The sequence below is a fragment of the Bradyrhizobium sp. WBOS07 genome (genome assembly GCF_024585165.1).
Classification (GTDB): domain Bacteria; phylum Pseudomonadota; class Alphaproteobacteria; order Rhizobiales; family Xanthobacteraceae; genus Bradyrhizobium; species Bradyrhizobium japonicum_B.
On sequence record NZ_CP029008.1, the window covers coordinates 1,829,647 to 1,854,050 of the forward strand.

A 24,404-nucleotide genomic window follows, 5' to 3' on the forward strand; every position below is an offset into this window, starting at 1 on the left:
AGATTTTCACACTTCCACTGCTTGCTGCACGTCTCGCCGGAGGCTTTAACCGACCGGCGCGATCCCAGGACCTCGACCCAGCCATTCGCGCTGCACTCGCCGCCGGCGGCTTGACGGAGCTCGAAGGTATCCGTCAGCTTCCGGGCACGACACGGTCAATCGCCCGCACGCTCGCAAAGGTTTGGCAAGCCGACCTCGATCTTGAGGGGCTCGCTAGCCACAATGCTCGGCTTGCCGAGCTTGCGGAGGTCGAGCGCCGCGTTCGCGCCAACCTCCCAGCAGGGGTTCTGACACCGCGCGACTTGCGCGATGCCGCAATTGCGCACGCGGCCCATGCGGCTGCAGCGCTCGGGTCAATCGATATCGATCAGCTCAGTGAGATTGCATCGGTCTGGCGTCCGCTTCTTGCGACGCTCGCGAAGACGGTCCCACTCGCTTGGCGCAATCCTGGAACCTCCGATGCGAACTGGTTTCCGGGCCAGTTAATTACCAGCGACCGCGAGATGGCTGCGGACATATCCTTAGTTTCCTGCGCGAACCCGCGCGCCGAAGCAGTCGAAGCGCTACGTTGGATGCGTGAACTCATTGCCTCTGGCCGCGCGCGACCCGATGAGATCGCGATCTGTGCCACGGCCACCGAGGACTGGGACGAGCACTTCCTGGTTCTCGTCGCGGACGCGGATCTCCCACTCCATTTCTCGCACGGCGTGCCGGTCCTCGCATCGCGCGAGGGACAAGCGTGCGCCGCACTTGCCGACGTCCTGCTCAACGGGCTTGGCCAGGATCGCCTCCGGCGACTGTTCGGCCATGCCGCGGGTCGAAGCCGTGCCTTGGCCGACTTGCCTGCGGACTGGTCGCTCGGCCTCCAGCCTGGTGCGGCGCTGTTCGAGATTGATCAGTGGCAGCGCGCGCTTGACGAGGCGACCGGCCGCCGCGCCGACGCAGGCGATCCAAGACCGGTCGTGATGCCCATTCTGCGGCTGCTTGCGAGTGGCCCCGAGGCGGCTGCGCAGGCCGGCGCGATGCTATTGGGCACAGCGGCCCGTGCGCTCTGGACCGAGGCGCTTCGACGCGCGCCGGCCGAAGGGCTCGAATTCTCACTAGAGGACTTGCGGCTGCCCGATGGACGCGATCCAGGCGCGAGCGCTGTCTGGTGCCCGGCGAGCCACCTTGCAGGTGCGCCGCGTCCCTGGGTGCGCCTGCTCGGCATGACATCGCGCTCTTGGCCGCGCCGCACGGCCGAGGACCCACTGATACCGGCCCACATCCTGCCGCGCTCTGTGCTTGACCCTGATCCCGTCGCCGAGCAAGATCGACGCGCCTTTGCCGTCATCACCAGTCAGGCGGCGCGCGGCTGCGTTCTCTCGCGAAGCCGGCGTAACGCTCAAGGTGGGCAGTTGTCCGCCAGCCCGCTGATCCCGCAGAGCGCATCTTTGCAGATCCTGAAGCGGGCGCGCATTCCGCAGCATGCATTCAGCGAGGCCGATCGTCTTCTTGCACGGCCGGACGAAGCGGCGACATCGCCGGCGCTCACCGCAGCCAATCTCTGCTGGCGCAACTGGCGGCGCCCGATCGTCACCGCCCACGATGGCCAGGTTCGCGCAGACCATCCCCAAATCGTCCGCGCAATCGGTGATGTCCAGTCCGCCACCTCCTTGCGGCTGATGTTGCGCGATCCGCTCGCCTTCGTCTGGCGCTACGCGCTGGGCTGGCGCGCGGTCCCAGAAGACGATCAGCCCCTCACGCTGGACGCACGCTCTTATGGTGAGCTGGTCCATGAGTTGCTGAAGCGCACGGTTGATGCGCTCGAACCTGTGCCGGGCTATGCGCGTGCGTCCCGGGAGGAAATCGAAGCTGCGCTCGCGACCTCGACGGAGACGGTCCGCACGCATTGGCCACTCAAGCGATCGGCGCCGCCCGCGTTGCTCTGGAAACACACGCTCGCTGCCGCAGCTCAGCTCGCCCTCAAGGCACTGACGCTTGACGAGACGTTCCAACCCGGTACGCGAAGCTGGACGGAGCTTGCTTTCAGTCAAGCTGGCGATGGTGCGATGGCACACGATCTACCCTGGCGCCCCGATTCCCTTGTTACGATTCCCGGTACCCAGGTGCGCATCCGAGGCAATATCGATCGGCTCGATCTCACCGGCGACCGTCGCGGCGTGCGCGTGTCGGACTATAAGACCGGCGTAGAACCGCGCCGAGCGGAGGAGATCGTGCTTGGCCGCGGTGCGGAGCTTCAGCGCGTCATCTATTCGGTCGCGGCCAGTCAGTTGCTCCCCGACAATCCGCGCGTGATCGCGCGCCTCGTCTTTCTCGGCAACAAAGAGCCGAGGCCCTATCGCCTACCGGACGTCGACCAGGCGATCGCCGAACTCGGCGGGCATGTCACGGCGGCCATCACCCTCCTGCGCGGTGGCCATGCCCTGCCTGGCCCCGACGCTCAGGAAGAGCACAATGACTTCCGCATAGCCCTGCCGTCGTCGCCAGCAGCCTATCTTCAGCTCAAGAACGGCGCGTTCATGCGCGCTTTCGGAGGGTTTGCACGAGTGTGGGGCTGCCGATGACACTCGCCGACGATCCCGCACGGCTTCGCATCCTGACTGATCTCGACGCCACGTTGCTCGTCGAGGCCGCCGCCGGCACCGGCAAAACGGCGCTAATGGCCGGACGCCTGACCATGCTGCTCGCGCGTGGCACCGAGCCCGGCGCGATCGCCGCGATCACTTTCACAGAGCTTGCCGCGAGCGGGCTGGCGACGCGCGTGCAACGCTATGTCGAGGAGCTGCTTGCGGGACGTGTGCCTCAACCTTTGCGGCTTGCTCTGCCCAACGGACTAAACGTGGACCAACGACGCGCACTTTCCGGTGCAGCGGCGAAGCTCGACGAACTGACAACCGCCACCATTCACGCATTTTGCCAGACGATCATCTCCAGCTATGCGGTTGAGGCCGACATTGATCCGGGCGCGCGCATTCTTGACGCCGTTCAGGCGGCGGCGGCCTTCGATTCCGTCTTCGAGCAGTGGCTGAAACGGCGATTGAATGCGCCCGAGCGGCCAGGCGATGCCATCGCGACACTCTCGCGCGATGATCCGCGTCGCATCGTCGATACTCTTCAGGAACTCGCACGCTTCCGTCTCAGATATCGCGGCGCACGCGCTCTGCCCGCCGAGCTCGGCGGTCGGCCCGACATCGACCTGGTCGACGCCGTCGCGGACTTCCGACGCTGGATTTCGTCGCAGCCGGTCGAGCCCAAGACCCTAGAATTGGTCGGAGAGCTTGAGACGCTCGCCAACTTCTACGCCGGTAGTTTCGACCCTCCACCGGATTTTGCCACGCTCTGGCGTCTCGCCCATCCGCCACAGCTCGCGTGCATGCGCCGACACAGTTTCGATCTTCTCACGCCGAGACGGAAATCAGCTTGGGAGCGTGTCGCGGGCAAAGAGCGAGGCGCGCTCCTCAATGAAGAGGCGACCGCATGCTTTGAGCGGGTCAATCGCTGCTACCGGACCGTTCTTGGTCGGTTCGCGACCGCGCTTGTCGCCCAGCTTGCGGCCGAGCTCGACGAAGTACTCGATGACTACGCCGCCTTCAAACGGGCCGCTGCAGTCTTGGACTTCGACGACTTGCTCGAGAAGGCGCGTGCGCTGGTGCGCCAGCATGACGACGTGCGCCGCGCGCTTGGAGAACGCTATCGCCACATCTTCGTCGACGAATTTCAGGACACCGACCCTGTTCAGACAGAGATCCTCTTCGGGATCGCGGGGAAGGATCGCGCCGGACGCTGGCAGGACAGCGTGCTGCGTGCCGGGGCTTTATTCATGGTCGGTGACCCGAAGCAGGCAATCTATCGCTTCCGAGGCGCCGATATCGGCTCATACTCGCAGGCGCGCGCCGCTGTTGAGCGGCAATTGCCGGAAAATATCGTTCAGGTCACCGCCAATTTTCGTTCGCGTCCCGACATCCTTAGGCACATCAACCGCTGCTTCGCGCGCCCGTTGTCGGGAGAAGGCCAGCCCGGTTACGTGCCGCTCACGTCGACGCTCGGCGACCCCGATCATGATCTGCCCTGCGCGGCGCGAATCACAGTGGATGTGCCGCCTGATTCTCGGCCCGCTCAAATCCGCGACGCGGAGGCCGAAGCCGTTGCCGATCTCTGCACCCGCCTTATCGGCAATCTCCCTATCCGCGACGAGGACGGCGCAATCGTACCGCTCACTGCCGGCGGCATCGCCCTGCTTGCGCCAACTGGCGCCGAGCTTTGGCGTTATGAGCGCGCGCTCGAGCAGCGCGGGCTGCCGATCGCCTCGCAGGCCGGCAAGAGTTTGTTCCGCCGGCAAGAAGTGCAGGACCTGCTCGCGCTAGCTCGCGTACTCGCCGACGCTGGCGACACATTGGCCTTCGGCGCGCTGCTGCGTGGCCCACTGGTCGGGCTTACTGAGGAGGAGCTACTCGACATCACCGTGGGTCTTCCGCCGCATCTCGATCGCGCCGAAGCGCCCCAGCGCTTCTCGGTGCTGACCGATGTCGATCATGTCGCCCATCCTCTGGCACGTCGCACGCTCGCGATCCTACAAGACCTCAGAAAACGCGTGCGGGCGACCACGCCTGCGCTGCTCTTGGCCGAAGCGATCGAACGCCTCGCGGTCCGTGCAACCCTCGCCGCGCGCGAGGGTGATCGTAGTGCGCGCGCGGCCGCCAATCTCGAAGCGTTCCTGGAACGTGCGCGGCCTTACGGTGTGCGAGGCCTCAGGAAGTTCGTTCGGGATCTCGCCCGGGAATGGCGCGACGGCGTGCCCCACAATGAGGGACGAGTTGATGCGGAAGGCGATGCGATCGAAATCATCACGATCCACAGCGCTAAGGGTCTCGAATGGCCGGTGGTAATTCCGATCAACACCGGCACCTTGCTGCGCTCGCGCGAGGCATTCGTCTACCGCGCCGACGACGAAACACTGCATTGGCTGATTGGCGACGTGGTTCCGCCGGAACTGCTTCGCGCACTCGAGTCTGAAGACGATAGCTTGGCCCGCGAGCGGGAGCGCCTCTGGTATGTCGCCTGCACGCGCGCCCGCGAACTTCTGATCGTTCCGGAATTGCCTCAGGCTGAGCAGCGGTCCTGGGCACGGATCGTTGATCTTGCGCATCGGGACTTGCCGCAGCTTGTCCTGTCGCACTTGACGCCGGTCGCCCGCGTGACCGACGTCGCGCCTCCGAATACGCAGACGCCGGAGCTGTTCGGGGCAGAGCGTGCCGCGATCGCCGCCGCGGCGATGCCGCTCCAGTGGCTGCGGCCAAGCGATCACGATCCTGATCGAGCGCCAAGAGGTGAGGCGATCGCGATGGAGCCTGGCGAAGCCCCAGAAACCGAATTGCCGGTCGGCGCCGGCCGCGTGCGGGGCCTTATTCTCCACAAGCTGATGGAGGAGATGCTTACCGGCGAACTGGCCGAGGAGATGCCGGTCGTCGCTGCACGTGCGCGAGTGCTGATGACGCAGCTTATAATTGATGCTGACAACGGAGCGAAGCTTCCGGACCCAGAGGAAATAGCGGTGACCGTCGCGCGCACCCTTGCACTGCCCGAAATCGCCGCACTCAGGCCAAGCCTCGCTCCGGAGTGGCCAATTTATGCGATGCTCTCGGCTTCACCCGCGGCGACTGCGCTGGCTGGGCGGATAGATGCCATCGCTGTTCAAGATGGTCAGCCTGCCGTTGTCCTGGATTGGAAGAGCGATGTCGCGCCCAGCGAGCAGGATAGGCGCGATCATGCCGCTCAGCTGAGCGACTATCTTCGTGCCACAGGAGCACCTCGGGGCGCCGTGGTTTACATGACGGATGGCGTCATTCGGTGGGTCACGACTAGAACGCCACGGTAAAATTCGTGAGGCGGTCTTTTGGACGCTCCCGATCGGGGCTGCCCACCCGGCTAAGCACTGCAAACGGGTTGCGTTATGACGGCGTGGCTTTCACGACGGCAGATTTTTGGGGGTCATACCGATCTTCGTCGTAGTCTGTAGGAAAATCGGCGAGCTCGGTCTGCTTTGTATTTATCAGGCGTTTTGGCTGCGCCTGATGATAGATGGCGAAAGGTTCTCTTTCCACCTTGAACAAAGAACTCAGCAATTTCAGCGCAATTGGCGCGCAGCGCGTTGACAATTTGGACGCAGCCCAAAATACGTGTCAGATACTAATCGTCGAGTTGACTCTCGAACTTCATTAGGAGGAACTCGGCTATGCCAGGCCCTTCCAAATGGAGGCCGATCTCGTCGAGAGGATTATCCGGTGAACCCGACTGAGAGCCCCAATTCATCGTGCTCACCACGACGTGATCTCTGTCCCACAAAAGAAACTTTGCATGGACTTGCGGATCCTCCACGGCGATCAGATCGACTACACCATGTAGCCGTTCGCGGTGGGCCTTGACGTGCCGCCGTTTGATCGGCCCGGTCTGGCGCGAGTAGTAAACACGGACGTCGTCGAGTCGGCGTCCTGCGATTTCGGCGGGGTTAAAGATCGCCGGCACCATGGGAGCTCCGACCTTGTTGGTACAGCAGACAAATCGCTCTTCGGCTTCGTGAGCAACCCTCCGAATCAATCGCTCATGATCGTCAGCCTGGAGAATGCTCATCCGAACTGGAATACTCCCTCCAGCATCGGCGCTAGATGTTAAGGCGCTCCGCGAGCGCCTTAAATCCGATGCTATGAATTGGAGCGTCTCAATCGAACGGCTGGCGCTTGAAAGAGGTGACACGATAGAACGCAAAAGATCCAGGCCCGCCGCGGCCGCGCGGTTCTCTGTCAGCTCGACAGACACCTCCAAGGCAGAAAAGGGCGACGACAGCCAATTGGAGGAGCCGAGCACGACGACAGCGCCGCCGTGGCCGTCATCCGCGGCAAGGCATTTCACATGGCTTCGAACAGAATCGCGCTGCGTGAACACAAAGCCACGCGCGCGACGGACCGACGAGAGCCGCATATTGAGCTCCTGCATCGCGATCGCGTTCTTTCTGTCGGTGTCTAGCGCAGTACCGTAGAACAAGTGGCAGCGCACGCCACGCTGCGCAGCCTGTTCAAGAGCTTTTCGAATGCGTTCATGTTGCTCCGTGTATTTTTCGCCGTGAGGCGTCACAAAAGTCGAAAGTACGAAAACGTCTTCCTCGGCCTGACCCACGATGCGTTCGAAGCATTCGAGATGCTGTTCGCCGCCGACGATCAATTGATCGGTGCCAATCATCGTATCGACGGTCACTGACCGGCTTGGCTGCGGATCGCTAGCTTCCGGCAGAATACCAGTCCTGATTGTTGCTTGAAGAGCGCCGATCAAGTCCTGGCTGGCCCCCTCAGGGAGCAATCCGTTCTTGACGTCGTTCAGTTCGATCGCGAGATATTTTCTTTCGAGAACGGAGTTGATCGTTTGAACGCCGCGCAGCCATTCGCCGGGACGGAGCATGCCGGCGACGAGCTGCGTTACGCGGACCGCCATTGTGTCATCGGTCTCATCTGGGCCCGGAGGAAAGTTGACCTTGTGATCTGTATGGGTCATCCGATAGAGTGGAGCGGTCTCGACGTCGCGGTTGCGAAAGACCGAGTGTCCGACCTTCTCCAGCACTAGACTGATGTGAATCTCCCGATCTTCAGTTCGCTCCGGCAAGGCGCCACCCAACCGGATGAAGTCTTGACCGACGCCGCTTGTCGCCAATTGAGGGACAGGAGCCAGGCGAAGCTCGACCAGGCCGAACTGCATCAACCGCGCGATGGTCGAGCCCGCGACCTGGCTTGGAATCCCGAGCGACGTTGCCACCTCTTCGATCGTTTCTGGGGTGCGATCGAGCGCGAGCAGGATCATTTCTTCGATTGGACTCCATCCCCATGTGCGTTGAACGATGGCGCGCGCGCGATAGTGCCAAGCGGGAAGGTAGATTTTCACGCCGGAAGCCTCCCGTTCTCGTCGATCGCGACGATGGATGCGCCTTTCACCTTAATGCTAGGAGCATCCTTCCTGACGAGCTCGTAATCGGTCCCGGCGAGGGTCGCGAGCTCCTTCAGCATCTTTCGTAGGAATTCAAGATCGTCCTTTTTTGCATCCGGATCGATTCCTTCGACCACTTCGCGAATGAAGCGCTGGCTTGTGGCAAGAATCAGCTTTTGCTTGGCGCGGCTGAGCAGCACATTCATGCGCTGTGGGCTTTTGACGAATCCGAGCGCGCGCGATCCCACCATGACATTGTTGCGCGTAAGGCTGGCGGCCACGACATCGGCTTCGCCACCTTGGAAGCTATCGCTGGTAAAGACGAACTCACCATTACTGCGCGGGCTCGCGAAGCCGAACAAGGTCTTGTCTTTCCTGACTTGGCCGCGCAGTAAGCGCTTGAACCATCTCACCTGCGCCGCGTAGGGCGAGATGATCACGAGGGTCGGTCGGCGGCCGTCCGCGCCAACTATCGGCCGCAACCCTTTCAAGGCCGCTATCAAGGCCTGCGCCTCAAGCTCGTTGCGGAATGATCGCTCCACTTTGTGTTCGAAATGTCGCCGTTTTGACATGCTGAGGGGCGGAAAATCGAGAAGAACGATTGGAGAGGTGAGGTACGCGACCGTGGACGTGACCGTTAGCGTGCGACGCTTGACGCGGTCGGAGGGAGCGAGCTTTCTGTCATAAAAAGTATTCGAGACGAGATCGCCGATGGCGGGGTGCATGCGGCTCTGTTCCAGCAGCGTGTTGACGATCGTGCTCGGACGCCCCGTGTCCTTTTCGCGCTCAATTTCGCGCTCAGCTATTGATCGAAACGGTTCTTCAAGACGCGCCGCTGTTGCGAGAGCCTCCCTCATCAGATGTTCGCTCGACTTAACTGTATCAAGCGCCTCAGTAACTTCCGGCGGTAGATCGGAGATGGTTTCAAGCCGCTCCTTCGCGTCCCGCAGCAGATCAACTGCGCGCTCGGGATCGTAGAATTGTTGCCGCTGGGCGGCATCGAATGGAGAGAGTTGGTTGTGATCGCCAACCATGATTCTTCTGTTGCCCAGCAATAGCGCGCCGATCAGTTCCGCACCGTTGGCGCGGGCCGCTTCTTCGACGATGACCCAGTCGAATTGATCGCCATCGGCAATCATCTCCTCGATGATGTGCGACGATGTCGTGGCAAGCGTGACATCGGAAGAGCGCAGCAGCAGATTGTCGGTATCGCGAAATACGCGTTCCGCAACCGTCGCTTCCGACGCATCAACGGGCCGGAGCGCCTGCTTGATTTGATAGCGTTGGTTGACCATCATGCTTTCAGCGGCGTGGTCGACCGTCGAAACGGACCTAAGAAGATCAACGGAGCTCGCACGCAAGGAGCTGACTTCATCGGTCGATCGTGTCCGCTCGACACGAACGACGATCTTCGTGCCGCTCGCCAGTGTCGCCTTGAGTTCGTCCTCCATTTGAATCAAGGTCTCGTGGTTTTGCGCCGACACTAGAAGCCTTGCGTCCGGTGTTTTGTCCAGAATGCTTTTGACAAGATTCGAAATTAGGAACGTCTTGCCGACGCCAGGAGGGCCAACAACGACATTGATGGACTTGCCTGATACGATTGCGTCCCATGCCACCTTTTTCGAACCGTCCATCTCGTCCGGCGGCACCGCATTCGGGGTCGCAATATCACGTAATACTTCGTCCAGCGCGACCTGCGCCGGATCGTCAATCGCTCTCAAGAGTTCAATATTCGTCCGGGCCGCCACAATATTTTGAAGGCGGCGGCGAATTGCGCGTTCAAATCCACCATCTCTTCGAGGACGAAGAAAAAGAAGCTGCCCCGGTACAACAGCTTCGCTTGTCGCGAACGTGAACGGTAGGCGGCCGTCGACGACACCGCCCGTTCCCTCATAACTGAGTTCCGGAAATCGCTCCCGATCGCCGGCGAGCGCGTCGCTGCGTGAAAGAGTCCAATTTGGTTTGCCGTCGTCGTACTTCAATTCGCGCGCCAAGGCGTCGTATGCCGGGCGCAGTCCCATCAGCTTGCGTCGCATGTCCCGGTCGGGATCTTCGCGGGAGGCGATCCAGGCCAAATCTGAATCCCCGCCGGACGGCGGGTGAAGCACTTCGACGGGATAGATTCGGAATTGCTCCCGCAGCCAAGTAAAGGCTTCGAGAAGAATGAGGGCGTACCAAGTGGGAATCTCTTCGACTGATCGGCTCACTCCTGTTGTGACACTCGCGTCAATCCACGGTTTGGCGCCAGGGCCAAGCCTGCGTACTCGCTCTTCGGCGCTTCTCCGAGTTCGCGCAAGATGAATCCGGTGGCGAACCTCGACGGCATCATAGATGTAGTCGTCAGGCCGCCTCTTGTTGGCGTTCTCGATCATGCCGACATAGTCATCGATGACTTTCACGCCATACGCGGCAAGGTCGGTGACGATACGCACGAAGGCCTCATCTACGACAACAGTGCGTACCGTTGGTCCGCTGAGATCCTCTTCGACAAAACGGAGGACCGCATCCCTATCGTCAGCCGGGATGGTGCCCGATGTAAGCGATGCAAGGTCGCTTTGGGTAACCTGGGTGGAAGGGTAGAGAATTAGCTCGCCTTCGCCGCTTGACCCCGACCGGTCAAGATCGGCCACGACCTCGGCGATCTCGTTTAGCACGATACTTCCGTCGAAAAGCTGGTAGCGTGGCGGATCGGCAAGACGATTAAGCATGCGTCGCTCGATCGACAGCAGGGAAGGACCGCCGCCGTCCTCGGTCAGGCCGAGGATCCGCGACGCTGCCTGCCCAAGATCACTCCAGTCCCGGCGAAACGAGACGGTGCCGGAGGGCCGCAGCAGATGTCCCGCGCCGCCCACATCGCCGTCGGCAATGTGTACGCACGCTTCGTAGCCGCCGAGTCGGAAATCCTCTTTTTCATCGCTATGCGAAAAGATCGTATGTTCGCTGACAGCGCCGTGCACGATGCCCGCATCATGACAAAGTGCAAGTCCTTCAGCTACGCGCAAGATATTGCGCCAAAACATCTTGCGGCCGGTCGTCGTAAGCAGCCGGCCTTCTCGCGCTCGAACCCTGTGCAATGACCCGCAGATCGGACTGCCAGGATCAACCATTAAGATACCGATCTCTTCCTGGTCCTCGACGATCTCAAGAACCTCGACCAATAACTGGCGCGCACGGCGTGACGACAGAACACGCCGGACACGCCTGAGGCCGTGCGTGATGAGCCGCTTCAGGTCCTCGTCCAGCGGGGTTCCGGTCTTCTTGAACAGACGAAGAAGATAGTCCTCGCCGTCGGCGATGCCGGTGGCAAAACGAAGTTGAGAATTCCAACCTTCGGTGCCGCTCGAAAACGCGGTATCAGCAAACTTGAATCGTGCGTCGAGCGTCGCTTTGCCTTGCATGGTAGCTCGCGCCATAGCGCCGTAATCCATCCTTGAAACAGTACAAATGCGGTGATTCGTATATGATAGCGCAGTATATGCTTTGGGTCAGAGTTATCGACTGCAAAGCGATATTTTGCGCGTTTTCCCAAGCATGCTCTGTGTAAATTGGGGGAGTGGATGGCACCTATTGCAAGCAGCAACGAGATGCGGTTGGACCCGCCAAATCAAGCCAGCATGAGTGGCAATTGATCATCATCGAGCCCTGACCCAACAAACCCCCGAAACAGAGATACCGATTAACCGGATCGGCCTCTTTGGCGGCATAAGTTGCGCTAATAGTTCAAGAGCCAGGCTAGAGAGATCGTCCGCGGTGTCGTTCATGCGTACGGACGTGCTGCGAGTGATCAGCTCGAAATCTGAAAAGGATCGCCGTTTGGCCTCGCGCGCCCGTCGCCTCGCAGTGTTGCCGGACCTTGTCGACCAGTGGGCGCAGTTCGATGGTCAGCGCTTCGTGGTCTGCCAAGTCCCGCGAAACGTGCTTTCGGCGCCGACGGACCTTCGGATTCGGTTGGCACGGACAGGACGCTCGTCAATCCCCCGCGAGATCCAGTAATAATACGCCCCAGCTTTCCCAAAATTGGCGTTCATGAACTCGAGCGACTGATTGCGCATATTCATGCCGGTGAAGATGCCAAGGCCATGCATCTTCGCACTGGTCGCCGGTCCGATTCAATGGAATTTGCCGACTGGGAGATCCTGAACGAAGCTCGGCCTCATCTTTGGCGTGATCACGAACTGTCCGTTGGGCTTCCGTTGGTCGGACGCAAGTTTTGCCAGGAACTTATTGTAAGAGATGCCGGCAGACGCGGTCAGGCCTGTCTCGCTCAGGATCTTGACTCTAATCAAGGTCGCGATCTCTGTCGCGATTGGGAGGCCTTGGATGTTCTCGGTGACATCTAGGTAGGCCTCATCTAACGACAGGGGCTCAATGACGTCAGAATGCTCCGCGAAGATTGTCCGGACGTGTCGAGAGACCTCCTTGTAGACTTCGAAGCGCGGCGGCTTTACGAAAATTAGCTCTTTGCATTGCCGTTTGGCTGTCACTGACGGCAATGCCGACCTAACTCCAAACTTTCGCGCCTCATAGCTCGCTGCAGCTACGACACCGCGCTCTTTCGATCCCGCCCACAGCGACTGGCTTGCCACGCAAGTCCGGATTGTCCCGCTGCTCCACTGATGCGTAGAAGATGTCTATATCGACAGAATGATCTTGCGCTGATGCGGTGCTGGCCCCGTTTGGTAGTCGGTCTCGTCCGTCACGTCGTCGGCCCTATTGGGTCTTCCTTGACGCCGCGAGCGACGACCCGGAGGCTTCCGTCCGGAAGCGGCCTTTGCAATTTCAGTACTTCGTCCGCAGGGGCCGTCATCCAGGTCTCGACTTCATCTGGCGTTGTCAGGATCACCGGCATCGCCTTGGGGTGGATGGCGCCGACCTCGGCGTTGGGCTCCGTCGTGAGGAACGCGTAGAGGTCGTTGGTCGTCTCGCCTTCCTTGACCTTCCGGACGGACGTCCAGTTGGTCCAGATACCGGCGAAGCAGGCGAGGGGACGTGTCTCATCGAGCGCGAACCAGATATCACCGCCCTCGGCCTTGTTGAACTCGCTGAACGAGTTGAACGGCACCACGCAGCGATTTTCAGTCCCCAGCCATCGCGTCCAGTGCTTGCTCTTCACATTGCGGATGTTGGTCGTGCCGCCGTCCGGCTCCATTCGCAGCAATTCCTTGAAATCCACTGCCTTGCCCTTGGCCTGCAGCTTCTCGGCTCGCTTCTTCGTGGCGTCCATCAGCGCCTTTGATGACGACGGCATTCCCCATCGCGCCGTAGCGAGCTCGCGGCCCTCCACTCCGTTGCGCACGATCGGTGCCTTGTAGTCGGGAAAATCCCCCGGCATCGGCGCCAGATTTCCAACGTATCGGTTGACAACGCGGAACAGCGCGTTGATCGCGGCTTGATTGGTCGTGATCGAATAAAGATTGCACATCGGTCAGGATTCGGCTCGAGGGTGGCGCGGCTGCCAGGTCAACTGTAGCAGAGTCGCGGATGGACGCCGGCCGGCCTTGGCACATTTGCGACAGCGCAGCCGGCTGGCGAGATCGTGCACGAAGGTGGTCGGCGGGTGCTTCATCGCGGCCAGGTCGACATCGCTCGGCGTCTTGCAGCGCGCGCACCTGATCTCCAGCCAGGGGAAGCCTCCATTTACGGCCTGATCGATGGTCGGCGACGGATCGATCGGTTCGCCGTCACTCCACATCCGCTCGTTCCAGCTTTCGCAAAGCAGCCTGTCGGCTTGCTGGATCATCGCCCCGCCTTTGGCCCGCATCTCCGCCGATTGGGTCGCCAGCATGCTGGCCATCGCGCGTGCCTTGCCGAGCTCTTTCGCCAGAGCCTTGCGATCGCCGCCCGACAAGGGCGTAGGGTGATACTTCGGGGCCATCCAGACATCCAGGCGCAAAGAGATCGGATCGGCAAATCCAGAGCGGCTACGGCGTCTCGAACGCTGGCCAGCACCCGTCTTCTTCATGCCTGCCGGTGCGCTGCCGGCAGGTATTGTCGAGCAGCCGCTGCGCGACGTCCTTCCAGAGCGCGTTGGCGCCATACAGTCGAACGGCATCAGCGGTCTGGATTTCCACGGTCCGCTCGCAGCGGCGGCAGGAGACGCGCAGCACGTGACGCTGAATCTCGGAAAGACGTCGCTGCCGCATCTGAGCCCCGGTCGTGCCGGCGCGTGCGTCTTTCAGGACCGATTCCCAATATTCGGCCGGGAGGGGGGCATCTGGACCCGCAGCGGGCGGCGCTCGTCTGCGGTCGGCTTCAGCGGCCAATTTTTCCATCTGTTTCGGGGTCGGCATGCGCCAGCTCGCGGGTCGGTCGGTCATGCCCGAATTAGAACATAACAAGAACAAATGTCGAGTCCGGCCAGGCAGGCCGATGAGAAAAATCCCGCTGTGGGGCGGGTCGCGATGTCGGAACCAAGCCCGGTCGTTCGTCTTTAATCCGGCATCAGTAATGGAGTTCCCCGCGATGGCCCCCCGCGCCAACTGGAAAGGCTTCCTGCGTCTTTCCCTCGTCACCTGTCCGGTTGCGCTCTATCCGGCCACGTCGGAATCCGAAAAGGTCTCGTTCAACCAGCTGAATCGAAAGACCGGCCATCGGATCAAGTACGCTAAGGTGGATGCCGATACCGGCGAGGAGGTCGACAACGAGGACATCGTCAAAGGCTACAAGGTCGACACGGACACCTTCATCGAGGTGACGAAGGAGGAGCTAGAGAACGTCGCACTGGAATCAACGCGAACGATCGAAATCGACGAGTTCGTCGACCGCAGCGAGATCGATCCGCGATATCTCATTCGCCCCTACTATCTGCGTCCCGACGGTAAAGTCGGGCACGATGCTTTCGCCGTTATTCGGGAAACCATCCGCGAGATGAACAAGGTCGCGATCGGCCGTGTGGTGCTGACCAATCGCGAGCACATCATCGCGCTGGAGCCGTTGGACAAGGGCCTGATGGGAACGCTACTGCGCTATCCTTACGAAGTCCGTTCAGCTGATGAGTATTTCGACGACATTCAGGATGTCAAAGTCACCAAGGACATGCTTGATCTCGCCAAGCACATCGTCAATCAGAAGGCGGGCCATTTCGAGCCGGACAAGTTCGAAGACCAATACGAAACCGCCCTCATCGAACTGATCAATCAGAAGCGCGCCGGCAAACCCATCACCGCGAAAGCGCGTCCCCGCGGCGAGAACGTGGTGGACCTGATCGACGCGCTGCGAAAGAGCATCGGAAGAGAGGGCGCCTCAGCGACAGAGGCACCCAAGAAATCAGGAAAAAAGCCGCGCAAGGCGGCGGCCGGGCAGAAGGAAATGCTGATGCCGATCGCAGGCAAGAAGCCGGCGAAGGAGGCCGCGGCGAAAAAGCCGGCGGCCAAGCCGCAGCGGAAGTCGGCTTAGGTGTCGTGAAGCATCCGGTGACGCCGGACGGCACTCCTTCGTCGTCCGTGGCAGGCTCTGGCGAATGGCAAATCCGTCTCAACGAGGTCACGCGAGATCATCTCGTCGCCGTCTAATGGCGACCCGGCGGGTAGGTGCGTGCGCCAGGAAGGCGGCCGAGCGCGAGGCCGAAGTAACGGTGCATAGGACCGCGGACGAAGCTAAGCAGGCGCTTGGCGAACGCGGTCCCGTATGGCGGGACGACGGCTCGCCGGCTCTCGATTGCTCTGCAAAGTAGGAGCCATATGGCTGCGGTGAAAAAGACTTCCAGGAGATCGACCTTGAGCGCGGGCATTCTCGCATACCGCAAGGGAGGAGCTCGGGGGCTCGAGGTTCTGCTCGTTCATCCCGGCGGTCCGTTCTGGCGTGAGAAGGATGATGGCGCCTGGTCCATTCCAAAGGGCGAAATCGATGCCAATGATGTTCCGGAGAACGTTGCTCAACGAGAATTTGCCGAAGAACTCGGCCCGAGCGCTTCGATTGGTCCACTCCAGGCGCTGGGGGAGGTCCGACAGCGAGGAGGCAAGCGCGTCATCGCATTCGGCGGCGAGGGACACTTTGATCCGGCAGCACTGACCAGCAATACCTTCGATGTCGAATGGCCGCCTCGAAGCGGTCGACGGCAGAGCTTTCCCGAAGTCGACCGCGCGGAATGGTTTGATATCGAGTTAGCGCGGACCAAGATGCTGTCCGCTCAGGTAGAGTTTCTCGATCGTCTTTTGGCGATCTCGGCTGAGAGCGTCGGGAAATGATGTTCAGGATTGGAGTCATTTCGGACACGCACGGCCTGTTGAGGTCCGAGGCGGAGCGAGGCCTGACGGGCGTCGATCACATCATTCATGCCGGCGACATGGGACGCCCCGAGATCGTCGACGCGCTTCGCCGGATCGCACCCGTCACGGCCGTTCGTGGAAACGTGGACAGTGGCAAGTGGGCTCGCGACTACCCCGACACGAAACTCGTCCGTCTGGCAGGTAAGTCGATCTACGTTCTGCACGACCTGAAGACGCTGAAGACCGATCTCGGCGCCGGCTTCGACGTCATCGTCTCCGGGCATTCCCACGTACCGAAGATCGACACGGTCGGTGGCATTCTCTACCTGAATCCCGGCAGCGCGGGACCTCGGCGTTTCAAGCTGCCGATCACGTTTGCGACGCTCGAACTCACGCCTGACGGCATGCGACCGGAAATCCACGACCTTGGAGGCGAGTGAGTGTCGGCGGAGAGTGCATCAATCCTTTTTGCCGGCTTTCGCCGAAGGGAAGCTACTTGCGCGGACGTTCTCGCTCACGCACGACATCCTTCGCCCGCTTGTCGGACCTGAGCCCGAGGTAGACGGGCTGGCGCAGTTCGCCCTTGCTCGTCCACTGCGCAAATTTGACCTCGGCGACCAACGAGGGCTTGACCCAGGTCGTGGCGGCCTCGTCCTTCACTTTGGCAGGGAAGGGTGATTTCGGGATCGTCAGCTTCACGAGCTTGGCGTGGAGGTCTTCCAGGACCTTGTGGCTGAAGCCAGTGCCAACATGTCCGATATAGCGCCATGTGTCGTCTTCCCGCACGGCGAGGACCAGGGCGCCGAAGTATGGTCTTGTACGCCTCGGCGCCGTGAAGCCCGCGATCACCACTTCCTGCCGCTTTGCTGTCTTGATCTTCAGCCAATCCGCCGTCCGGCTTCCGGACGCATACGCGCTGTCGGCGCGCTTCGCCATGACGCCTTCCAGACCCTTCCGCTCGGCCTCGGCGAAGAATTTCATGCCGTTCGCTTTGCGGTGATGGCTGAAGGCGATCAACTTGTCGCGCGGCAGTATTGCCTTCAACCGCTTCTTCCGCTCGAGGAGGGGGTGGTTGCGCAAGTCCGCTGCGTTCTCAAACATGAGATCGAAGGCGCAGTACAGCAGCTTCGCCTCATGGCGCAGCGCGTTTTGAAGCAACTGGAAATGTGAGACGCCATCCTTACCGATCGCGACAAGCTCACCATCGATCACGGCGTCGCCCTTCACGCCCTCCAGCGCTTTGGCGACCTCAATATAGCTGCGGCTGATTATCTTGCCGTTGCGGCTGTAGAGCGCAACTTTGCCCCGCCGGATTTCCGCGATCATCCGGAAGCCGTCGTACTTGTCCTCGAAAACCCAGCTGGGGTCGTCGAACGGCGCCTCGGTAAGCGTAGCAAGCATCGGCTGCAGGCGCTTGGGCAGGGTCGACATCCGGCTCATTCAAGGCCAATCCTTAAGAGCGCGTTGCGAAATGCATGGACGTCCTTCAAGGATTGGGGAACGCTTCGGGGCCGCGTCGTGTTCCGCAGGCATGGTGGCGTGCGAGACGTTGACGATCGACGAGGGCGGATCAGACCGATGGCCAGAAAACTGAAGACCTATCAGACCTCGCTGGGCTTCTTCGATCTGGCGATCGCCGCTCCCTCCATGAAAGCGGCCCTCGAAGCCTGGGGCGCTGACAGCAATCTCTTCCACCAGGGCGCGGCGAAGGAAAGCGACGATCCGGACGTCATCGAGGCGACTATGGCTGCGCCGGGCATCGTTCTGAAGAGACCCGTCGGCTCCAACGGGCCATTCAGGGAGCATGCCGAGCTACCTACCGACCTTGCCAGCGGCAGCTCAAAGAAGACAGGCCGCCGTCAACCGCGGAAGCCTTCTAAGCGGGCCCACGACGATGCGGCCGACCGGAAGGCTGCACTTGCTTTAGAGAAGGAGCAGATGCAACGGGAGCGCGAACGTGCCAAGGAGGAGGCCGTCCGGCAGAAGGAGCGTGAGCGACGGCAGCACGCCGTCGACAAGGCGCAAAGTGCCTTGGACGCGGCCCGTCGCAAGCACGAAGAAAAGGCCGCTGACATTCAACAACAGCTCGAAGTTCTTGAGGAAAGCGCGCGGGACGAGGAAGCGCGTTGGGAAAAGGAGAAGGCCCGGTTGGAAGTCGCGTTACGACGCGCGCGAGGCTAGGTCTCAAAGTGCGACCATCTCGTGTCTTAGCGTTGACGCCTGATTTGCCGCCGAGACCGGAAATTGCCAGACTCTAAACTGCCAAGTCGCGAGCCTTAGCAGTTGCGCTCTTCCCGCAAGATGCGCTCCAGATCATCCTCGAAGATATTTTGCGTTGCTTCAAAGAGAGCCAGGAGCTTCAGAGCTTCTGCGATGTTTGCGCCACCCTTGCGGACCATCCGTTGCTGCCTTTCGACGATCTGACGTCCTTTGGCAACATGGTGACGGGCAAGGATGACACGTTCGGAATAATGAGACATTGGTGGCTCCTGCTGCAGGCGGGAGCGCGATTGGTCTCTCAGTCACCGGTGCCCGCGGGCAGAGTGCCTTTGCCGGTGATGACCAGATCATACTCCGTTTCGCGAATTCGGACACTGTCCAATTCAAGCAGGTCAATCTTGAATGGTGGGTCTCGAGCGGGCGCGCTCAGACTGGGCGCTCGCTGGTAACTATCGGTCGGAAACCGCCCGCCCTGCGGCCTCATTGACCTTTGCGCGGTCCCGCCTGTCCTCCGGAGACAGCTCCATAACCGCTCGATGGAGCTCCGCAGGGATCGTCAGCGGACTATCGAGCGGCTTTTCCGCCCACTCCCAGAAGCGGTCAAAGGCATCCATTACAGATCCTCCCGAAGCCCCCTGAAGAAGGGATGACGGACTTTTCCCTCCGCTGATTTTGCACGGTACTCTATCTCGGCCAGCAGCTTGGGCTCGACCCAGATTCCTTTGTGCGCAATCCGCTTTGCATAAGGCTGCGTCTTGCGGATCAGCGGCTTCAGACGCTTCTGAAGGTCGGCGGCTGATGCCTTGTCGAATCCATGGTCCACCTTCCCGGCGTATATTAGATCGTCGCCCTTACGCCGGCCGACGTAGATGCCGTCCCACTTCGTTCCATCGAGCGCGAAACCCGCAATAGTCAGGGTCTCACGCTGCACGCAGGTCTTCTTGACCCAGTCATTCGTGCGTCCGGCCGGATAGGCGCCGTCCCGGACCTTCGAGACGACACCTTCGAGGCCAAGCTTGCAGGCGTGCGCAAACATCTCGCGGCCGTCTATCGCGAAGCTTTCGCTGAACTGGATGTCGGTGCCGGTCAGGATCTTCTTGAGTTCGGCCTTGCGCTGAAAAAGCGGTAGCTTCCGGATATCTCGGCCGTTCAGATAGAGCAGATCGAACGCCACGAGCACGATGCTCCTCGACTTACCCTTGAGCTCGTTCTGCAGGACCGAGAAGTCGGTCGTGCCATCGGCAGCTGGCACCACGATCTCGCCGTCCACCACCGCAGAGTTCGCCTTGATCCGCCAGGCGTCATGAGCGACCTTCTTGAAGCGGTGCGTCCAATCGTGGCCGCGCCGGGTGGAGATCTTCGCCGTCTCGTTGGCCAGATGGACCTGAACACGGTAGCCGTCGAACTTGATTTCGTGGATCCAGCGCTCTCCCGACGGCACTTTCTCTGTCGAGGATGCCAGGGCCGGTTCGATGAAGGCGGGGAAAGGCGCCTTGACGCCGATAGCCGCCGGCTTGTTACGCTGAAACGCCACTGAAGAACTCCACGCTACAGCCGATTCAAATTGGCACAGTTCGAATCGTTCCGGAACCTGCGAATCCCTGTCGCGTTGCTTCGATGTCCCAACAGGAGGCACCGATGGCGGCAGCGAAGAAGAGCAAAACGGCGCGCGGACGAAAGCAGGACCGGGCGCGGGTGGCAGGCGGGCAGGACTACGAAGTGCAGTACGAGGCGAAGAAGACCGGAAAGTCGGCGCCGGCGGTGAAAAAGGCCGTCAAAAAGGTCGGCAACGCGCGCAAGCGGGTGGAGAAACGGCTAGGCCGCTGAGTAGCAGACGGGTCGGCGTCGGTGCTTAGCGCGGGTCCTCCTCGTCAGGGGGGCATTCTGGGCAGGTATCGCCAATCGAGTCGAGCACGTCGTGAAGCGCGGCCTCCGCGGCTTGACGGGAGACGTCTGCTGGCGGGTCTCGACGGGCAATATCGAAGGCTCGCTCTCGTGCATGCGGATCGGCGCGGTCCTGCATCCAACCATGCTCTTCGCATTCGCGGATGGCGCCCGCTTCCTGGAGCACGTGGATCGCCCAACCCTGCAGTGTCCGTATCGCCGGCCTTCGCTCACTGGTCATCAGCATTGAATAACTCCGAATACACGAATCTAGTGGTCCGCCGTTTGTTCCGGCTGCTAACACAAGGCTGGGATTCTCAGTCAGCAGAGGACAAGGTTTTCGCCCGTTCTGAGACCACTGTGAAATTGCCAGGCTGTTCTCGCAGGATTGCCAGCATCACTTTCGCTCAAGTCTTTTAGTGGTTGTGCGCGTGCGGCCAGGGCCGCACCGGGCTCTCGTGAACCGAGCCGCGCCGCGTCTCGGCCTGCGGCTTCGATCCCTCGCGCCAGAGCTTTGGTGCTCCTCGCCGGGGGCACTCGGAAAAGGGGCTCGCCTGCGGCGATCGTTATCACTGCCCCGTTCCCGGGTGCCCTTTTAACCGGTCTCGTCGCTGCACTCGGTCCCGCGTGCCGCCTTCGGCGTCGCTATGCTCACGCTCCTGCGGGTGCCATTTCTCTTGGGGCGATGCGCCCCTGGCGCACGCCGGATCAGGCCTGCGGCCTAAGGCAAGAAGCTGAGAGTAAGAGTGCAGGCTGGTTTTCCGTGACGGGTTACAATCTGCGAGAGAGGCTCGCGGTGCCCGTCGCGGAGACCCGCGATGTCAAACCCTAATGCTTGCGCGCGCGCCGGCCAGGACCGGGCGAACCTCTACAACGAAATCACCGACAAGATCATCGCCGAGCTTGAGGCCGGACGCGTCCCCTGGGTTCAGCCCTGGGGTACTGCCGCGGCGAAAGCGCCGCTGGCCATGCCGAAAAATGCGTCGACCAACCGGCAATACAGTGGTGTGAACATCCTCATCCTCTGGGGAGTCGTGATCGAACGCGGATTTACCGGTCAAAGTTGGCTCACTTTCCGCCAGGCACTCTCTCTTGGCGGCCACGTTCGCAAGGGAGAGCGCGGGACTACCGTCGTCTACGCGGATCGTTTCGTGCCGAATGATGAAAAGCGCCGCGCCGCCGAGACCGGCGAAGACGCGCAGGCGATCCCGTTCCTCAAGCGATTTACCGTTTTCAACACCGATCAGTGCGAGCAACTGCCCGACGACATTGCCACCGCTGCGCCGCCGCCGCCGGCCGGCCTCATCGAACCGACGGTCGATGCCCTGATCACGGCCAGCGGAATTCCATTTCGGATCGGTGGAGATCGCGCATTCTATGCAACAGCCGAAGACTATGTTCAGGTCCCGCCGCCGCAGGCCTATTTCGAACCCATCAACTGGCACCGTACGGCCTTGCATGAACTCGGTCATGCGACTGGGCACCCGTCGCGTCTCAATCGCGACCAGAGCGGATCCTACGGTACCAAGAAATATGCCTTCGAAGAGCTGGTCGCCGAATTGAGTTCCGCGTTCAGCTGCGCGTCGCTAGGGATCGTCCCCACCGTGCGCCATGCCGACTATATCGGCTCCTGGCTCGAAGTCCTGCGTGAAGACAATCGCGCCATCGTGCGGGCCGCCTCGCAGGCGAGCAAGGCCGCGGACTATTTGCTCGGTTTCGTTCCCGGGTCCATTGAGCCCGCATCGCTGGATTCGGCTGTCGCCGATCACGAGACGGCGTGATGCCTGGCCTCGCGCGAGAGTGAGAGGAGGGGAGGCTGTTCGCGACGGGTTGGAAGCCGAGAGAGAGTCTCACGGCCACCCGTCGTGGAGAGCCAAAATGACGAAAGCCGTACAAAAGATCACGCTGTCCCCTTCTCGGGACATTCCCTTCAACAAGCTCGTGCTCGGCCAGTCGAACGTTCGCCGCGTCAAGGCCGGTGTCTCGATCGAGCAGCTAGCCGAGAGCATCGCGCAGCGTACGCTTCTGCAAGGTCTGAGTGTCCGGGCCGTCGTCGATGCAGATGGCAACGAGACCGGCATGTTCGAGGTGCCAGCGGGCGGCAGGCGCTATCGCGCTCTCGAGCTCCTGGTAAAACAGAAGCGGATGTCAAAGACGCAGGCGGTGCCGTGCGTTGTGCGTGAAGGGGGCATCGCCGAGGACGATTCGGTGGCGGAGAACGATGAGCGGGTCGGCCTGCATCCGCTTGATCAGTTTAGGGCCTTCCAGACACTCCGCGATCTCGGCATGAGCGAGGAAGACATTGCCGCGCGTCATTTCGTGAACCCTGCAATCGTCAAGCAGCGCCTGCGCCTGGCGTCGGTCTCGCCAAAGCTGCATGAGGTCTATGCCGAAGACGGCATGACCCTCGAGCAGCTCATGGCGTTCTCGGTCACGGCCGATCACGCCCGCCAGGAGCAAGTCTGGGAGAATGTCAGCCGCTCCGGTTATGACGAGCCATACCAGATCCGCCGGCTGCTCACGGAGAACACCGTGCGCGGTTCCGATCCCCGGGCCCAATTTGTGGGCCTCGATGCCTATCAGAGCGCGGGTGGCGGCGTTCTGCGGGATCTGTTCGAGCACGACGACGGCGGCTGGCTTCAGGACGTCGTCTTGCTCGACCGCCTCGTAACCGAGAAGCTCAAGGCCGAAGCTGAGACGATTGCTGCCGAAGGCTGGAAGTGGATCTCGGTCGCCGTAGATTTCCCCTACGGTCACACTCAAGGCCTACGACAAATCGAAGGCAAGCCCGTCGATCTCTCGCCTGAGGAGCAGGCCACCATCGATGCGCTGAACGCCGAGCAAGCCAAGCTGGAAGTCGACTACCGGGATGCCGACGAGTTGCCCGACGAGGTCGATCAGCGTCTCGGCGAAATCGAGTCGGCCCTGGCTGCATTCGAAGACCGGCCGATGCTTTACGAACCGGCGGAGATCGCCCGAGCTGGTGTCTTCATCAGCATCGACTCCGAAGGACGCCTCGCCGTGGACCGGGGTTACGTCCGGCCGGAGGACGAGGTGCCGGCAACTGATCCTGATGTCGGGCAGGGCGCCGATGCGTCGTCGACCGAAGGTCTTGAAGTGGGCCCTTCCGTCCAGCGCACGGTCATCGCGGTCGCAGGCGGCGCTGCTGATGCCGAGGAGGATGATGAGGACGCGACCAAACCTTTGCCGGATCGTCTCATCATCGAGTTGACGGCGCATCGTACACTGACATTGCGTGATGCGTTGGCGGGAAATCCAGCGGTCGCGTTCCAGGCAGTTCTGCATAACTTCGTGCTGACGGCCTTTTACCGGTTCGCATCGTCCGGGAGCTGTCTTGAGATCAGCCTTCGCACGCCGAACTTTCCCGCCCAAGCTCCGGGGCTGAGGGAAAGCGTCTCGGCCAAAGCAGTCGAGGCGCGACATGAGGTCTGGAAGGCACGGTTGCCAAAGAGCGAGAACGATCTCTGGGATGCGCTGACGGCTCTCGATGGTGGTGCACAGGCGTCGCTGTTCGCCCACTGTGCGTCGTTTGCGGTCAACGCCGTCCATGAGCCAGCCAATCGCTACAATCAGGGTCGCGTCTCCGCCCATGGCGTTCGCACGCGTCTCGACCAGGCCGATGTGCTGGCGCGCGCGGTCGGGCTCGACATGGTGCAGGCCGGCTGGCGACCGACCGTCGACAACTATCTCGGCCGGGTTACCAAGCCGCGTATTCTGGATGCCGTGCGGCAGGCCAAGGGCGAGTCGTCGGCGCAACTGATCGACCATCTGAAGAAGGCCGACATGGCCAAGGAGGCTGAACGACTTCTGGATGGCTCGGGTTGGTTGCCGGAGCCGTTGCGTCTCCTCGATCCCGATGCGGCGTCAGAGCAGGAGAGCGAGGCGGGCCGGCTGCCCGAATTCCTCGCCGACGAGGAGGATCAGGAGACCGCCGCCGACGAAGATCCGCAACATCTCGACGCGGCTGAGTGATCATCACAGAGCGGGGCGGCTTTGGCCGTCCCGCGGTTGCTTGGGGACCGGTGTGTAGCGCTGGTCCCCATTCTTATTGGGAACGGCGGAGAGTGAGAGTCGGGCCGGGAAGGGTTTGAGCCGTCGGGG

Annotated in this window: 18 protein-coding genes and 1 pseudogene; 9 read left to right on the forward strand and 10 right to left on the reverse strand. The window is 61.4% G+C overall.

Translation table 11 applies throughout. The features are described from left to right. Positions 1-110 precede the first annotated feature (110 nt). Together DCM79_RS08565 and DCM79_RS08570 are read left to right on the forward strand one after the other, a co-directional pair. Complete coding sequence (locus DCM79_RS08565; RefSeq protein ID WP_244432725.1) at positions 111-2,567, forward strand: PD-(D/E)XK nuclease family protein; 2,457 nt, start codon at positions 111-113, stop codon at positions 2,565-2,567. Continuing rightward, positions 2,564-5,878 (forward strand): exodeoxyribonuclease V subunit beta, encoded by a 3,315-nt coding sequence (locus DCM79_RS08570; protein ID WP_006022641.1) that lies wholly within the window; start codon positions 2,564-2,566, stop codon positions 5,876-5,878. Before DCM79_RS08565 ends, DCM79_RS08570 begins: the two co-directional genes overlap by 4 nt. 311 nt (positions 5,879-6,189) lie before the next feature. Here DCM79_RS08570 and DCM79_RS08575 read toward each other — a convergent pair whose 3' ends face one another. The 6 genes and pseudogenes from DCM79_RS08575 to DCM79_RS08600 form a co-directional block, all read right to left on the reverse strand. Beyond that, positions 6,190-7,929: a phospholipase D-like domain-containing protein gene (locus DCM79_RS08575; protein WP_006022640.1), complete on the reverse strand. Its 1,740-nt coding sequence runs from the start codon at positions 7,927-7,929 to the stop codon at positions 6,190-6,192. Continuing rightward, complete coding sequence (locus DCM79_RS08580; protein WP_006022639.1) at positions 7,926-11,369, reverse strand: DEAD/DEAH box helicase; 3,444 nt, start codon at positions 11,367-11,369, stop codon at positions 7,926-7,928. The genes DCM79_RS08575 and DCM79_RS08580 overlap by 4 nt, the downstream gene beginning before the upstream one ends. A gap of 234 nt (positions 11,370-11,603) precedes the next feature. After that, a pseudogene (gene dinB / locus DCM79_RS08585) lies at positions 11,604-12,671 on the reverse strand (DNA polymerase IV). Then, positions 12,668-13,393, reverse strand: coding sequence for an SOS response-associated peptidase (locus tag DCM79_RS08590; protein WP_006022636.1), 726 nt, complete (start codon positions 13,391-13,393; stop codon positions 12,668-12,670). The pseudogene dinB and the gene DCM79_RS08590 overlap by 4 nt, the downstream one beginning before the upstream one ends. Positions 13,394-13,396: 3 nt before the next feature. Next, the gene (locus DCM79_RS08595) at positions 13,397-13,846 is read right to left on the reverse strand and encodes a hypothetical protein (protein ID WP_006022635.1); all 450 of its coding nucleotides are present in this window, start codon (positions 13,844-13,846) and stop codon (positions 13,397-13,399) included. A 46-nt stretch (positions 13,847-13,892) separates the two neighbouring features. Next, complete coding sequence (locus DCM79_RS08600; protein ID WP_024337238.1) at positions 13,893-14,288, reverse strand: hypothetical protein; 396 nt, start codon at positions 14,286-14,288, stop codon at positions 13,893-13,895. Between the two features lie 145 nt (positions 14,289-14,433). Between DCM79_RS08600 and DCM79_RS08605 the strand changes: the two genes are divergently transcribed. The 3 genes from DCM79_RS08605 (at position 14,434) to DCM79_RS08615 (ending at position 16,618) form a co-directional block, all read left to right on the forward strand. After that, positions 14,434-15,366 (forward strand): Ku protein, encoded by a 933-nt coding sequence (locus DCM79_RS08605; protein WP_006022633.1) that lies wholly within the window; start codon positions 14,434-14,436, stop codon positions 15,364-15,366. 284 nt (positions 15,367-15,650) lie between these two features. Continuing rightward, positions 15,651-16,157: an NUDIX domain-containing protein gene (locus DCM79_RS08610; protein WP_028145790.1), complete on the forward strand. Its 507-nt coding sequence runs from the start codon at positions 15,651-15,653 to the stop codon at positions 16,155-16,157. After that, positions 16,154-16,618 carry a metallophosphoesterase family protein gene (locus tag DCM79_RS08615; protein WP_006022631.1) on the forward strand — a complete coding sequence of 155 codons (465 nt, stop codon included), beginning with the start codon at positions 16,154-16,156 and terminating at the stop codon, positions 16,616-16,618. Before DCM79_RS08610 ends, DCM79_RS08615 begins: the two co-directional genes overlap by 4 nt. A 52-nt stretch (positions 16,619-16,670) precedes the next feature. On the opposite strand, the gene ligD (DCM79_RS08620) is transcribed toward DCM79_RS08615, so the two are convergent. Next, positions 16,671-17,618, reverse strand: a complete 948-nt coding sequence (gene ligD / locus DCM79_RS08620; protein WP_006022630.1) for a non-homologous end-joining DNA ligase — start codon at positions 17,616-17,618, stop codon at positions 16,671-16,673. Positions 17,619-17,756: 138 nt separating this feature from the next. Here ligD (DCM79_RS08620) and DCM79_RS08625 point away from each other — a divergent pair, with 138 nt between their 5' ends. Beyond that, positions 17,757-18,359, forward strand: coding sequence for a hypothetical protein (locus DCM79_RS08625; protein ID WP_006022629.1), 603 nt, complete (start codon positions 17,757-17,759; stop codon positions 18,357-18,359). Positions 18,360-18,454: 95 nt separating this feature from the next. Here DCM79_RS08625 and DCM79_RS08630 read toward each other — a convergent pair whose 3' ends face one another. Further along, positions 18,455-18,658 (reverse strand): hypothetical protein, encoded by a 204-nt coding sequence (locus DCM79_RS08630; RefSeq protein ID WP_006022628.1) that lies wholly within the window; start codon positions 18,656-18,658, stop codon positions 18,455-18,457. 353 nt (positions 18,659-19,011) lie between these two features. Further along, entirely contained in the window at positions 19,012-19,932 is a 921-nt protein-coding gene (gene ligD / locus DCM79_RS08635) for a non-homologous end-joining DNA ligase (protein WP_006022626.1), read from the reverse strand. 104 nt (positions 19,933-20,036) lie between these two features. Here ligD (DCM79_RS08635) and DCM79_RS08640 point away from each other — a divergent pair, with 104 nt between their 5' ends. After that, the gene (locus tag DCM79_RS08640; protein ID WP_006022625.1) at positions 20,037-20,225 is read left to right on the forward strand and encodes a DUF3606 domain-containing protein; all 189 of its coding nucleotides are present in this window, start codon (positions 20,037-20,039) and stop codon (positions 20,223-20,225) included. Between the two features lie 25 nt (positions 20,226-20,250). Here DCM79_RS08640 and DCM79_RS08645 read toward each other — a convergent pair whose 3' ends face one another. Beyond that, positions 20,251-20,529: a hypothetical protein gene (locus tag DCM79_RS08645; protein ID WP_006022624.1), complete on the reverse strand. Its 279-nt coding sequence runs from the start codon at positions 20,527-20,529 to the stop codon at positions 20,251-20,253. A 571-nt stretch (positions 20,530-21,100) separates the two neighbouring features. Here DCM79_RS08645 and DCM79_RS08650 point away from each other — a divergent pair. Further along, positions 21,101-22,063, forward strand: a complete 963-nt coding sequence (locus DCM79_RS08650; RefSeq protein WP_024337240.1) for an ArdC family protein — start codon at positions 21,101-21,103, stop codon at positions 22,061-22,063. Between the two features lie 97 nt (positions 22,064-22,160). Beyond that, a complete protein-coding gene (locus tag DCM79_RS08655; RefSeq protein ID WP_006018709.1) occupies positions 22,161-24,275 on the forward strand; it encodes a ParB/RepB/Spo0J family partition protein in 2,115 nt (704 codons plus the stop codon). The last annotated feature ends 129 nt before the right edge of the window (positions 24,276-24,404 follow it).

Bases quoted from the DNA above. Each gene is read 5' to 3' on its own strand.
- DCM79_RS08570 (WP_006022641.1), top strand. From the start codon at position 2,564: ATGACACTCGCCGACGATCCCGCACGGCTTCGCATCCTGACTGATCTC.
- DCM79_RS08610 (WP_028145790.1), top strand. From the start codon at position 15,651: ATGGCTGCGGTGAAAAAGACTTCCAGGAGATCGACCTTGAGCGCGGGC.
- ligD (WP_006022630.1), bottom strand. From the start codon at position 17,618: ATGAGCCGGATGTCGACCCTGCCCAAGCGCCTGCAGCCGATGCTTGCT.
- DCM79_RS08645 (WP_006022624.1), bottom strand. From the start codon at position 20,529: ATGCTGATGACCAGTGAGCGAAGGCCGGCGATACGGACACTGCAGGGT.
- DCM79_RS08615 (WP_006022631.1), top strand. From the start codon at position 16,154: ATGATGTTCAGGATTGGAGTCATTTCGGACACGCACGGCCTGTTGAGG.
- DCM79_RS08640 (WP_006022625.1), top strand. From the start codon at position 20,037: ATGGCGGCAGCGAAGAAGAGCAAAACGGCGCGCGGACGAAAGCAGGAC.
- DCM79_RS08580 (WP_006022639.1), bottom strand. From the start codon at position 11,369: ATGCAAGGCAAAGCGACGCTCGACGCACGATTCAAGTTTGCTGATACC.
- DCM79_RS08655 (WP_006018709.1), top strand. From the start codon at position 22,161: ATGACGAAAGCCGTACAAAAGATCACGCTGTCCCCTTCTCGGGACATT.
- DCM79_RS08590 (WP_006022636.1), bottom strand. From the start codon at position 13,393: ATGTGCAATCTTTATTCGATCACGACCAATCAAGCCGCGATCAACGCG.
- DCM79_RS08595 (WP_006022635.1), bottom strand. From the start codon at position 13,846: ATGGCCCCGAAGTATCACCCTACGCCCTTGTCGGGCGGCGATCGCAAG.
- DCM79_RS08630 (WP_006022628.1), bottom strand. From the start codon at position 18,658: ATGTCTCATTATTCCGAACGTGTCATCCTTGCCCGTCACCATGTTGCC.
- DCM79_RS08650 (WP_024337240.1), top strand. From the start codon at position 21,101: ATGTCAAACCCTAATGCTTGCGCGCGCGCCGGCCAGGACCGGGCGAAC.
- DCM79_RS08600 (WP_024337238.1), bottom strand. From the start codon at position 14,288: ATGACCGACCGACCCGCGAGCTGGCGCATGCCGACCCCGAAACAGATG.
- DCM79_RS08605 (WP_006022633.1), top strand. From the start codon at position 14,434: ATGGCCCCCCGCGCCAACTGGAAAGGCTTCCTGCGTCTTTCCCTCGTC.
- DCM79_RS08625 (WP_006022629.1), top strand. From the start codon at position 17,757: ATGGCCAGAAAACTGAAGACCTATCAGACCTCGCTGGGCTTCTTCGAT.